This is a genomic window from Azoarcus indigens (genome assembly GCF_004361735.1).
Classification (GTDB): domain Bacteria; phylum Pseudomonadota; class Gammaproteobacteria; order Burkholderiales; family Rhodocyclaceae; genus Azoarcus; species Azoarcus indigens.
Map to the genome: position 1 here is coordinate 129370 of NZ_SNVV01000006.1, position 12164 is coordinate 141533.

General features: G+C 65.2%; 9 protein-coding genes and 3 tRNA genes. 6 read left to right on the top strand and 6 right to left on the bottom strand.

What is annotated here, in order from left to right; translation table 11 throughout:
* From C7389_RS25805 to C7389_RS09005, 5 genes are all read right to left on the bottom strand, one after another.
* The coding region (locus C7389_RS25805) for a GTP-binding protein (RefSeq protein ID WP_211342506.1) at positions 1 to 110 on the bottom strand (110 nt) is incomplete at its 3' end.
* A 76-nt stretch (positions 111 to 186) separates the two neighbouring features.
* A tRNA-Thr gene (locus C7389_RS08990) sits at positions 187 to 261 on the bottom strand.
* Positions 262 to 275: 14 nt separating this feature from the next.
* Positions 276 to 349: transfer RNA gene (locus C7389_RS08995), tRNA-Gly, on the bottom strand.
* An 80-nt stretch (positions 350 to 429) separates the two neighbouring features.
* Positions 430 to 514: transfer RNA gene (locus tag C7389_RS09000), tRNA-Tyr, on the bottom strand.
* A gap of 72 nt (positions 515 to 586) precedes the next feature.
* Positions 587 to 1156, bottom strand: coding sequence for an Lrp/AsnC family transcriptional regulator (locus C7389_RS09005; RefSeq protein ID WP_246034688.1), 570 nt, complete (start codon positions 1154 to 1156; stop codon positions 587 to 589).
* 30 nt (positions 1157 to 1186) lie between these two features.
* Between C7389_RS09005 and hppD the strand changes: the two genes are divergently transcribed.
* The 5 genes from hppD (at position 1187) to C7389_RS09030 (ending at position 9248) form a co-directional block, all read left to right on the top strand.
* The gene (hppD, locus tag C7389_RS09010; protein ID WP_133590504.1) at positions 1187 to 2275 is read left to right on the top strand and encodes a 4-hydroxyphenylpyruvate dioxygenase; all 1089 of its coding nucleotides are present in this window, start codon (positions 1187 to 1189) and stop codon (positions 2273 to 2275) included.
* Positions 2276 to 2392: 117 nt separating this feature from the next.
* Positions 2393 to 3820, top strand: coding sequence for an FAD-binding oxidoreductase (locus C7389_RS09015; RefSeq protein WP_133590507.1), 1428 nt, complete (start codon positions 2393 to 2395; stop codon positions 3818 to 3820).
* A gap of 193 nt (positions 3821 to 4013) precedes the next feature.
* Positions 4014 to 7547: an indolepyruvate ferredoxin oxidoreductase family protein gene (locus C7389_RS09020; RefSeq protein WP_133590509.1), complete on the top strand. Its 3534-nt coding sequence runs from the start codon at positions 4014 to 4016 to the stop codon at positions 7545 to 7547.
* 142 nt (positions 7548 to 7689) lie between these two features.
* Complete coding sequence (locus C7389_RS09025) at positions 7690 to 8442, top strand: class I SAM-dependent methyltransferase (protein ID WP_133590511.1); 753 nt, start codon at positions 7690 to 7692, stop codon at positions 8440 to 8442.
* Between the two features lie 98 nt (positions 8443 to 8540).
* Positions 8541 to 9248, top strand: a complete 708-nt coding sequence (locus C7389_RS09030) for a nucleotide-binding protein (RefSeq protein WP_133590513.1) — start codon at positions 8541 to 8543, stop codon at positions 9246 to 9248.
* Positions 9249 to 9339: 91 nt separating this feature from the next.
* Here C7389_RS09030 and C7389_RS09035 read toward each other — a convergent pair whose 3' ends face one another.
* Positions 9340 to 9969: a response regulator transcription factor gene (locus C7389_RS09035; protein WP_133590515.1), complete on the bottom strand. Its 630-nt coding sequence runs from the start codon at positions 9967 to 9969 to the stop codon at positions 9340 to 9342.
* Between the two features lie 251 nt (positions 9970 to 10220).
* Here C7389_RS09035 and C7389_RS09040 point away from each other — a divergent pair, with 251 nt between their 5' ends.
* Positions 10221 to 12164 (top strand): TonB-dependent receptor plug domain-containing protein, encoded by a 1944-nt coding sequence (locus C7389_RS09040; protein ID WP_162851705.1) that lies wholly within the window; start codon positions 10221 to 10223, stop codon positions 12162 to 12164.

A 12164-nucleotide genomic window follows, 5' to 3' on the forward strand; every position in this document is an offset into this window, starting at 1 on the left:
GACAGAATCGTCGTGATCGCCGCCGTCAGCGTCGTCTTGCCGTGGTCAACGTGGCCGATCGTGCCTACGTTCACGTGCGGCTTCGTCCGCTCAAACTTACCTTTCGCCATATCGACACCCTTAAATCAGAATCAGAAAACCGGACTGGGGGACTAGCGCCACCCGCCCGGCCAGGCAGAAAATGAGTGGTGCCCATGACGTGGATTGAACACGTGGCCTCTCCCTTACCAAGGGAGTGCTCTACCACTGAGCTACATGGGCTCCGAAACTGCACTTGGAGCGGGTGAAGGGAATCGAACCCTCGTCGTAAGCTTGGAAGGCTTCTGCTCTACCATTGAGCTACACCCGCTTCACTTGAACACGACTTGCAGCCGACTCGCATCAACCGCCGCCGACCGCATGAACAGCACAGCGGAACGACATAACTACTGGTGGAGGGGGAAGGATTCGAACCTTCGAAGGCAGTGCCGTCAGATTTACAGTCTGATCCCTTTGACCGCTCGGGAACCCCTCCAAGCGAGAAGCGCCGCACTATAGAGGCATCAAAAAACTTTGTCAAACCCTTCTTGGCCCTTTTTCGCAAAGATCAAAGAAGGCGCTCCTGGAGTGACAGCGCCGTTGTGTTTTTGATCGCCTGCAGCACAAAGCTGGATTTTACGTTTGCCACTCCCTCCTGCTTCAGCAGCCTATCCATCAGGAAGCGGGAAAAGTGTTCCAGGTCGTCCGCCACCACCTGCAGCAGATAGTCCATGTCTCCGGTGAGGGCGTAACAGCCCAGCACCTCCGGCCACGAAGAAACCGCGGCATGGAAAGCCTGGATCTGGCTGTCCCGCCGTTTCTCCAGGGTCACGGTGACATAAGCCTGCAGACCCAAGCCCAGTTTGGCGGCATCGAGCAGAGCGACATAGCGCTTGATCACCCCGCTCTCCTCCAACTGCTTCACCCGACGCAGGCAGGGAGAAGGGGAAAGCGAAACCCGCTGCGCCAGATCGGCGTTGCTCAGGCGTCCGTCCTGCTGCAGCGCTTCGAGAATCTTGAGGTCGATACGATCCATCTTCAAAGCCACCTTCTGCGCAATGAACTGCCAAAATTTATTCGCCAGCCGGGCCATTTCGCAAGCGAATTGCTGAGTGCTGCGCCTAAGCTTGCTCTTCATACATACACCAGACCAGGCAGGAGACAAGCCATGAACAGCCCCACCCCGACCGCCGCACTGCGCGGCAATCCGCTAGGCACCGACGGCTTTGAGTTCGTCGAATACACCGCGGAAGATCCGGCGCAGTTGGACGCCCTTTTCCGCCAGTTGGGCTTTCAGCCGGTTGCTCGCCATCGCGCCAAGAATGTCACTCTGTACCGGCAAGGCAATATCAACTTCATCCTGAACGCTGAGCCCTCCAGCTTTGCCCAGGCTTTCGCCCGGGTGCACGGCCCCTCCGCCTGCGCGATCGCGCTACGGGTTGAGAATGCCGCGGCGGCCTTCGAGGCGGCGCTTGCGGCGGGCGCCGAAGCGCACCCCGGTGCAGCCGGCGCGATGGAACTGAACATCCCCGCGATCAAGGGCATAGGCGGCAGCCTGATCTACCTGGTCGACCGCTATCGCGACGTCTCCATCTACGACATCGACTTCAACTGGCTGCCCGGGGTGGAACGCAATCCGCGCGGCTACGGACTGGTCGATATCGACCACCTCACCCACAACGTGCATCGCGGCCGCATGGATGTTTGGTCCGGCTTCTACCAGCGCATCTTCAATTTCCGCGAGCTGAAGTACTTCGACATCGAAGGCAAGCTCACCGGCCTGAAGTCGCGCGCCATGGTCAGCCCCTGCGGCAAGATCCGCATTCCGATCAACGAATCGGCCGACGACAAGAGCCAGATCGAGGAATTCCTGCATGCCTACAAAGGCGAGGGCATCCAGCACATCGCGCTGACCACCGACAACGTCTATGAGACCGTCGAAGGCATGCGCGCCAATGGCGTGACCTTCCTGGATACACCTGAAACCTACTACGAGGCGGTCGACACCCGTCTGCCCGGCCACGGCGAGGACCTGGAACGGCTGCGCCGTAACCGCATCCTGATCGACGGCGCCCCCACCGCCGATGGCGGCCGCCTGCTGCAGATCTTCACCGAGACCGTGATCGGGCCGATCTTCTTCGAGATCATCCAGCGCAAGGGCGACGACGGTTTCGGCGAGGGCAACTTCAAGGCCTTGTTCGACTCCATCGAGCTTGACCAGGTGCGCCGCGGCGTACTCGAAGACCGCGCAGCCTGACCCCTCCGACGAGTACCCGCACGCCTCCGCTGCGCAAGCGCGGAGGCGTGCGCATTCCCGCGGCCCTGCGGGAAAAGAACGATAATCCAGGGCTCGGACCCAAGAACGGAGACAACCATGAACGCGCCCCATCCCGAAGCGCGCCTGCCGCTGCCGCCGGCCTTCATCGAACAGATGAGTGCCCGCTTCGGCACCCGCTTTACCACATCAGAAGGCGTGCGCGCCCACCACGGGCATGACGAATCCCACTTCCCGGACGCCGCACCGGACGCGGTCGTCTTTCCCAGTAGCACCGAAGAAGTCACCGCCATCGTCGACGCCTGCCGCGCCTATGGCGTGCCCATCGTGCCCTACGGTGCCGGCAGCTCGCTGGAAGGGCATATCCTCGCCATCCGCGGCGGCATCACGGTGGACTTCTCCGAGATGAACAAGGTGCTCGCCATTCACGGCGAGGACATGTACGTGGTCGTCCAGCCGGGCGTCACCCGTAAGCAGCTCAACGCCGAGTTGCACGGCAGCGGCCTGTTCTTCCCTATCGACCCCGGCGCGGACGCCAGCCTGGGCGGCATGGCAGCCACCCGAGCCTCCGGAACCAACGCGGTGCGCTACGGCACCATCCGGGAGAACATCCTGGGGCTGACCGCGGTACTCGCCGATGGCCGTGCCATCCGTACCGGCGGCCGGGCGCGTAAGTCCTCCGCCGGCTACGACCTCACCCATCTGCTGATCGGCTCCGAAGGCACCCTGGGCCTGATCACCGAGCTAACCGTGCGGCTGCATCCGCTGCCCGAAGCGGTATCCGCCGCCGTCTGTGCCTTCCCCGATCTGGCCGCGGCGGTGAACACCGTCATCCAGACCATACAACTGGGCGTGCCCGTGGCCCGCATAGAACTGGTCGACACCCTTACCGTGCAGGCCATCAACCGCTACAGCAAGACCACGCTGCGCGAAGCCCCCATGCTCTTCTTCGAGTTCCACGGCTCGCCCGCCGGCGTGGACGAGCAGGCGCAGACGGTGCAGGAAATCGCCCGCGAACACGGCGGTCTGGATTTCGACTGGGCCAGCCGGCCGGAAGACCGCAGCCGCCTGTGGGCCGCGCGGCACGACGTCTATTTCGCCAGCATCAACCTGCGTCCCGGCTGCCGCGGCATCACCACCGACGTCTGCGTGCCCATCTCCAAGCTGGCGGAATGCGTGACCGGCGTGCGCGCCGACATCGACGCCACCGGTCTCATCGCGCCCATCGTCGGCCATGTGGGCGACGGCAATTTCCATACGGTGATCCTGGTCGATCCCAAGGATGCGGACGAGATCGAGCGCGCCGAAGCGCTGAACCGGCGCATCGTCGAGCGCGCGCTGGCGCTGGGCGGCACCTGCACCGGCGAGCACGGCGTGGGCATCGGCAAGCAGGATTTCATGCTCGCCGAACACGGCGAAGCCGCGCTGGATGCAATGCGCTTGGTGAAGCGTGCACTGGATCCGCAGGATCTCCTCAACCCCGGCAAGATCCTGCCGCCCCCGCAACAGGCCACGCCGCTCGTCTGAACCCGTCGCCGGCTACGGGTATCCAAGGATTGAACCGGCGCCCGCCGCAGCCCAGGATGGCACGGCGGGCGACCGGCCAGGCAGCACCAGGCAACAAAAAACGGAACGTCTCGCATCAAGGCGGCGGCGCCCACAAGGCAGCTTCCCGCCCCAGGTCCAAGAACAAGATTTTTCGGACAGGAAGGAGACAGCCATGGCCGAAGCCGATCCCCACACGCCCCTCCATGCCAGCCTGGAGGACAAGTACACCACCGTAGCCGGCCGCGTCTATCTCAGCGGCTATCAGGCCTTGGTGCGGCTGCTGATGATCCAGCGCGAGCGCGACCTCGCCGCCGGACTCAACACCGCCGGCTTCGTCTCCGGCTACCGCGGCTCCCCGCTGGGCGGCCTGGACCAGACGCTGTGGAAGGCCAAGCACCACCTCGCCGACCACCACATCGTCTTCCAGCCCGGCGTCAATGAAGACCTTGCCGCCACCGCGGTGTGGGGCTCTCAGCAAGTTGCACTCTCCCCTGCCGCCAAGTACGACGGCGTGTTCGGCCTGTGGTACGGCAAGGGGCCGGGGGTGGACCGCTGCGGCGACGTGTTCCGCCACGCCAACGCCGCCGGCAGTGCCAGGCACGGCGGCGTGCTGGTGGTGGCCGGCGACGACCACGCCGCCAAGTCTTCCACCCTGCCGCACCAGACCGACCACTTCTTCAAGTCGATGATGATGCCGGTGCTCGCCCCCGCCGGCGTGCAGGAGTACATCGACTACGGCGTGCATGGCTTCGCCCTGTCGCGCTACTCCGGCTGCTGGGTGGCGTTCAAGGCGCTGGCCGACACGGTGGAAACCTCCGCCTCGGTGGATGTGGATCCCCAGCGGGTAGGGGTGACGATTCCGGACGACTTCCCGCTGCCGCCGGACGGCCTCAACATCCGCTGGCCGGACCCGCCGCTGGTGCAGGAAAAGCGCCTTCTCCACTACAAGCTCTACGCCGCGCTGGCCTATGCGCGCGCCAACCGGCTGAACCGCATCGTCATCGACACGCCGGCGCCACGGCTGGGCATCATCACCGCCGGCAAGAGCTACCTGGACGTGCGCCAGGCGCTGGACGACCTCGGCATCGACGAAGCGCTGGCCACCGCCATCGGCCTGCGGCTGTACAAGGTCGGCATGGTGTGGCCGCTGGAGTCGGACGGCGTGCGCCGCTTCGCCGAAGGGCTGGAGGAGATCCTGGTCGTCGAGGAGAAGCGCCAGCTGATCGAGTACCAGTTGAAGGAGGAACTCTACAACTGGCGGGAGGATGTGCGGCCGCGGGTCATCGGCAAGTTCGACGAAAAGGGCGAATGGGCCCGCATCGCCCGCGCCGACGGCACAGTGGACCACGGCGACTGGCTGCTCCCCGCCGCCGGCGAACTCACGCCAACGCTGATCGCCCGCGCCATCGCCGCCCGCATCGGCCGCTTCTTCACCTCCGACACCATACGTGCCCGGCTGGACTTCCTCGAAGCCAAGGAGCGGGCGCTGGCCGCACGCAGCTTCTCCATCGACCGCGTGCCCACCTTCTGCCCCGGCTGTCCGCACAACACCTCCACCAAGGTGCCCGAAGGCAGCCGCGCCATGGCCGGCATCGGTTGCCACTACATGGTCACCTGGATGCCGGAGCGCCATACCGGCACCTTCACCCAGATGGGCGGCGAAGGCGTGCCCTGGGTTGGCCAGGCGCCCTTTGTCGACGAGCCGCACCTCTTCGCCAACCTGGGCGACGGCACTTACTTCCATTCCGGCCTGCTGGCGATCCGGCAGGCAGTCGCGGCACGGGTGAACATCACCTACAAGATCCTGTTCAACGACGCGGTGGCAATGACCGGCGGCCAGCCAGTGGATGGCAAGCTCACTGTGCCGCGCATCGTCCGTCAGTTGCAGGCAGAAGGCGTGCACACCATCGTCGTCGTCACCGACGGTAGCGAACGCCCCTATGGCCCGGCCGACCTCCCTCATGTGCCGATACGCCACCGCGACGAACTGGACGCCATCCAGCGCGAACTGCGCAGTTGCCGCGGCGTGTCCGCCCTCATCTACGACCAGACCTGCGCCGCGGAAAAGCGCCGCCGACGCAAGCGCGGCACTTACCCCGATCCGGCCCGGCGGGTCTTCATCAACGAAGCGGTGTGCGAGGGCTGCGGCGACTGCGGCGATCAGTCGAACTGCATGGCCATCCTGCCGCTGGAGACCGAGTTCGGCCGCAAGCGGGAAATAGACCAATCCTCCTGCAACAAGGACTATTCCTGTCTGGCCGGCTTCTGCCCGTCCTTCGTCACCGTGGAAGGCGGCAGCCTGCGCAAAGACCACTCGCTGGCGGACGGCGAAACCGCTCCCGCCGCCCTGCCCGAGCCAGCGCTGCCAGCCACCGCCCGGCCCTATGGCCTGCTGGTCACCGGCGTCGGCGGCACCGGCATCGTCACCGTCGGCGCGCTCATCGGCATGGCCGCCCACCTGGACGGCAAGGGCGTCACCGTGCTCGACATGACCGGCCTGGCGCAGAAAGGCGGCTCGGTGTTCAGCCATGTGCGCATCGCCGACACGCCGGAGGCGCTGCACGCGGTGCGCATCGCCGCCGGCGAGGCGGACTGCGTGATCGGTGGCGACGCGGTGGTCAGCGCCAGCGTCGAAGCGCTGGGCAAAATGGCGGCAGACCGCACCCGGGCGGTGGTGGACACCGCCGAAACCCCCACCTCCGACTTCACCCACAAACCCGACTGGCAATTCCCGCTGCCGCGCATGGAAGCCGCCATCGCCGACGCCACCCTGCCGGGGGCCGCCCATTTCATCCCCGCCCGCTCCCTAGCCACCGCGCTGCTCGGCGACGCCATCGCCACCAACCTCTTCCTCCTCGGTTACGCCTGGCAGAAAGGCATGGTGCCGGTCAGCCTCACGGCGTTGACCACCGCAATCGAACTCAACGCGGTCGCGGTGGACATGAACAAACGCGCCTTCCTCTGGGGCCGCCGCGCCGCCAACGACCTGGACGCAGTCATGCGCCGCCTGCGCCCGACGCCCGCCCAGCCGCTGCATCCGCCCGACCTGGACGAAGTCATCGCCCGCCGCGCCGCCTATCTACGCGCCTACCAGGACGCCGCCTACGCGGAACGCTATCAAAGGCTGGTCGAGCGGGTGCGCGAAGCCGTACACAGGCAGATCGGGCCGGACGGCAACGCGCTGGCGGAAGCGGTCGCCCGCAACTACTTCTCCGTGCTCGCCTACAAGGATGAGTACGAAGTCGCCCGCCTCTACACCGAGCCCGCCTTCCACGAAAAGCTGTCCGCCACCTTCAGCGGCGACTACACCCTGCGCTTCCACCTGGCCCCGCCCCTGCTTGCGCGCCCCGATCCGCGCACCGGACGCATCGCCAAACGCAGCTACGGCGCCGGCATGCTGAAGCTCTTCCGCCTGCTTGCCCGCATGAAGAAACTGCGCGGCAGCCGGTGGGACGTCTTCGGCTACAGCGCCGAGCGCAAGGCCGAGCGCGCGTTGATCGCGGAGTATGAGAAGGACGTAGTCGAGATCCTCGGCAGGCTCAACGCTGATCGCCTGCAACTCGCCTGCGCCCTCGCCCGCCTGCCCGAAGGCATACGCGGCTTCGGCCTGGTGAAGCAGAAGGCGATGGAAGAAGCGGCGGTCAAACGCGCCAGGCTCCTCACGCAATGGCGCAACCCCGCAGCGGTCACTACGCGGGCAGCCTGAAAGCAGCGACGATCTCCTCGCCGCGCTCCGCGGAAGCTATGATCCAGCGGGCGCGGCGAGGCACATTGATTGTTCGCGGACTCGCGGCTTATCGCCAGCGCCTCTCCGGCCGCAACCCTCACCCTCTGAACGCTGCCCCTCTATGCCAGCCAGCCTCAAGGCGCTCTGCGCCCAACTCGGTGGCGCCGTAACGGCCTACCTGCTCGCCCGCAGCGGGCTCATGCCCGCCTCGCTGTGGACGCTGGCCGGCGCACAGGCGGTCAGCGCCGCGATCATCGCCGCCCTGCTGCGCAGCGCACGCTGGTGGCTGCCCATCCATCTCGCCTTCCTGCCACTGGCGCTGCTGGCGCTGCGGATGGAACTTCATCCCGGCTGGTATCTCGCCGCCTTCCTGGCCCTGGCCGTTATCTACTGGAGCAGCTTCCGCACGCAAGTCCCGCTCTATCTCAGCAACCGCTCCACCGCCGCCGCGCTGGCCGGCCTGCTTCCTGTAGGCCAACCGGCCCGCCTGCTGGACATCGGCGCCGGCACCGGCACCGTGCTGCGCCATGTCGCCGCCCTGCGGCCGGACTGCGCGCTGACCGGCGTTGAAACCGCTCCCGGCCCCTGGCTGCTCGGCCGCCTGCTGTGCCGCGCGCCCGCCATCTCCTGGCGCCGTGCCGACCTTTTCGCCCATCCCTGGGGCGACTACGATGTGATATACGCCTTCCTCTCCCCGGTTCCGATGGCCGCCGTATGGCGCAAGGCCGTGCAGGAAATGAAGGCCGGCGCGCTGCTCGTCAGCAACAGCTTCCCTGTTCCCGAACGCGAGCCCGACATCGTCGTCGAAGTGAACGACCGTCGCCACACCCGGCTCTACTGTTATCGCGCACCGACGGCAGAAGCCGGGAAATAGCGGCACGAATCGCCGCTTTTCCGGCTCAGGTCCATACAGGCCCGCGCCGATAATGGCATGGTGCGGCGAGCAAGCGCCGCGAGCTGAGGAATCGATTCATGGCTGAGATCATCTGCGTGATCGGCAACAAGGGTGGAACCGGCAAGACGACGCTGTCGCACATGCTGTGCCAGGGTCTCGGGCTACTGGGCCAACGCTCCGCCTGCGTGCTGACCGACACCTCCCGCGAGCCGCTCTCCCCCGAAGGGCGGCGCTACATCACCGCCGACGCCCGCACTCGCGACGCCCTGACCAAGGTGGTGGACAAGCTGCGCACGCTAGAAGACTGGATAGGCGTGATAGACGGCGGCGGCAACCGCACAGAGATGGACCGCAAGCTGTATGCGCTGTCCGACATCGTGTTGCTGCCCTTCCGCGAATCGCACGAGGACATCCGCACCGTCGTGCGCGACCTGGAAATGTTCCCCCGCGCCTATGCCGTCCCCTCCCAATGGCCAAGCAACTCGTGGCAACGGGAAGCGGCAGACCGCAACGTTGCCCAGCTCATGGGCGCCTATCGCCACCGCATCCTGCGCCCGGTCGGCGCACTCTCCTCCTCCAAGCTGCTGCTGCAGAAGCAGGTGCCTGACCAGTTGCCGACGCCACTCGCCAACGCCTGCCGCTCGATCGCGCGGCAAGTACTGGAGGTGCTGGAAATCGACTACACCGAAGTGCCTGGCAAGGAGGCTGGCGAAGAAGAGGCCGAACGCCTGCCGGCCTCGGAAATGCCGATGCGGCTGGGCTACGGCGAGCGCCGCTCCCACTGAGAATCTGCGCAACAAGCACAAGAAGCGGCCACCGCCCAGCCGGCAGTGGCCGCTTCTTGTTGAGCTTTTACCGCCGCCGCAGCGAGCCGCGTCAGAGTCGAGCCCCGTGGCGCGCGATGACTACCAGCGCCTGGGCCCGATTGGAAACGCCAAGGGCGCGGAAAATGGCAGACATGTGGACCTTGACCGTGCCTTCGGAAAGCCCCAGCAGATCGGCGATCTCACGGTTGGTCTTGCCCTGCGCCAGCAACTCCAGCACCCGCGTCTGAGCGGCGGTCAGGCCAAAGCGCTCGCTGACCGGCGCGCCACTGCGCTTGCCGGCGGCGCCGCTGCCGGCATCGGGCGTATGTACGCCGCCATCCAGCACCACGCGTACCGCCTGCAGCAGGGTTTCGCCCGAGCTCGCCTTGGAGACGAAACCGGAAGCGCCGCCCTTGATCGCACGCCGCACCGAGGCCTCGTCATCCATCGCTGAAACGACAATGGCGGGCACGTCGGGAAAACGCTTGGCCAGCACCGCCAGCAGCGAGAAGCCGTTCATGTCCGGCAGCATCAGATCGATGATGGCCAGATCCCAATCGCTCCCTTTCTCCAATTGGGCCAGGGCCTCATCCGCGCCCTTGGCCTCTACGCATTCGATACCCGGTTCAAGCCGCCCCAGACTCTGGGCCATAGCCTCTCTGACCAGGGCATGATCTTCAACGATGAGAATCTTCGTCACTGCTCGCTCCACTGGATTCCGGCATCGCCACGCGCGCCATGCGCCAAGCATAGCATGATCATGAGACCCCTCGTGTTCGCTCCCACTATCAGGACGGCGCAAAACGGGAGAAAATCCGACCCTGCCCATTTAACCGACATTTGCCGATGCTCCAGTCTCACCCCTGCCCTGCCTCCAGCCTGCGCCGATTCGGCTGGTGGGGCGTGCTATACGGAGCCCTGGGGGCTTTGTCGGTTGCGCAGGCGTCCGGCATGGCACTCGGCGATGCGCCGGAAGACGCCTATCTCGGTGATCTGCCCGTTGTCCTGTCAGCCTCCCGACTGGCCCAGCCCACGCGGGAGGCACCCGGCGCAATCACCGTCATCGACCGCGACATGATCCGTGCCTCGGGCGCCCGCTCGGTAGCTGAACTGCTGCGCTGGGTACCCGGTTTCCAGGTCGGGGAAGCCAACGCCTTCAGGCCATTGACCGCCTATCACGGGCTGGCCGACGACAATCCGCGCCGCATGCTGGTGCGGGTGGACGGCCGCTCCCTCTACTCCCCTTATTTCCTCAGCGGGGTGGAATGGCACAAGCTCACCGTTGACATCGACGATATCGAGCGCATCGAGGTCTTTCGCGGCTCGAATGCCACAGCCTTCGGCAGCCAAGCTTTCATGGGCGTGGTCAACATCATCACCCGGCCAGCGGCGGACACGCCCGGGTTGCGGATGCGCCTCACCCAGGGTGAGAACGGCATCCGCGATCGCCAGGTCAGCATCGCCCAGCAGTTCGGCCCGCTGAACGTCCGCCTGGGCATGGGCCGGGAGAGCGACGACGGCACCCGGGGCCTGGAAGACAACTGGCAGAAGCACCGGGCGGACCTGCGCATGGACTGGCAGCCCGCCGCCACCCACCGGGTGGAGATCCACGCCGGCGGCGTGCGCTTCGACAATCGGGCCGGCACCGCCGGGGAGTTATCTGACCCTCCCCGCGACCAACGCAGCAGTTCTTCATTTGGGCAGATACGATGGCATTGGCTGCCTGATGCCCAGGAGGAGCTAACGCTTAGTTATCTTCACCAAAGCGAGCGATTAAAGGATGAATATGGGGTTCTGATCACCTCAGCAGAATTTCCCCAGTTACCCTCCTGGGCTACGATCAACGTCGGCGTTGACTTCGGATATACGGTCGAGCGAGACGAACTCGAGCTTGAGCACACCTTTTCTCCAAGAGACGATATCCGTGTCGTTTGGGGGCTAGGGCAGCGCGAGGACAAGATAGATGCACCGCAGTATTTCTATCCCGGCAAGGCCATCACTTATACCAGCCGCCGCCTGTTCGGCAACCTGGAATGGCGCGCGTCGGATCGCTGGCTGATAAACCTGGGCGCAATGGCGGAAGAGGACGACTATAACTCGGCCCAACTGTCCCCCCGCTTAGGTATCAACTATTTATTAACGCCAGAACATACGCTGCGTGTAGCTATTGGCCGAGCTTATCGGCAGCCCTTTCCTTTCGAGCAAGAAGGAGATGCGCGCTTCTACGGGAACGGAGTCATTCTCCTCAGACAAGCTTATCAACCTCCCAGCGAAACCCTGGCCCCAGAGCGGCTTCGCTTTCGGGAAATAGGTTATCTCGCAGAACTAGAACGGTGGCGCACCTCGCTAGACGTCCGCGTGTTTGAGGAGAAGTTGGACCGACTCACGCATTTCCAGAGCAATCCTTCTCCTCTATTCCCACCTCCACCCATGGATGACGGTGAGGCTAAGCAACCCATAGGCAATCGCAAAGTTAGTATTCATGGCGCTGAATTAGCACTGCTGTGGCGACCGGCCGCAACCAGTTGGCTTGGCCTGAACTACAGCCGCATCGAGATCAGCACCAACGAGCAAGACATCCAAAGCAAGCCGTTCTATAAGAACTCCGCCCCCCGCGCCTCCGCCTCCGTCCTCGCCGGCTGGGCGCCGTGGCCCAACTGGCACTTCAGCGTCGCCCATCATTACGTCGGCGCCATGGCCTGGTACCGCGACGAAGACGACAGCCTGCCGGCCTACCAGCGTACCGACCTGCGTGTCGCCCGGCGGCTGGACATCGGCACCACCCGCGCCGAGCTGGCGGTGACGATCAGCAACATCGGCGCTCACCATGCGGAGTACGTCCCCTGGATCAAGACCGGCCCGGCCGCCTACGCGACGCTGAGGCTAGAGATCTAA

Excerpts from the sequence above, each read along its gene's own strand:
- C7389_RS09005 (WP_246034688.1), bottom strand. The coding sequence starts at position 1,156 with ATGAAGAGCAAGCTTAGGCGCAGCACTCAGCAATTCGCTTGCGAAATG.
- hppD (WP_133590504.1), top strand. The coding sequence starts at position 1,187 with ATGAACAGCCCCACCCCGACCGCCGCACTGCGCGGCAATCCGCTAGGC.
- C7389_RS09015 (WP_133590507.1), top strand. The coding sequence starts at position 2,393 with ATGAACGCGCCCCATCCCGAAGCGCGCCTGCCGCTGCCGCCGGCCTTC.
- C7389_RS09020 (WP_133590509.1), top strand. The coding sequence starts at position 4,014 with ATGGCCGAAGCCGATCCCCACACGCCCCTCCATGCCAGCCTGGAGGAC.
- C7389_RS09025 (WP_133590511.1), top strand. The coding sequence starts at position 7,690 with ATGCCAGCCAGCCTCAAGGCGCTCTGCGCCCAACTCGGTGGCGCCGTA.
- C7389_RS09030 (WP_133590513.1), top strand. The coding sequence starts at position 8,541 with ATGGCTGAGATCATCTGCGTGATCGGCAACAAGGGTGGAACCGGCAAG.
- C7389_RS09040 (WP_162851705.1), top strand. The coding sequence starts at position 10,221 with ATGGCACTCGGCGATGCGCCGGAAGACGCCTATCTCGGTGATCTGCCC.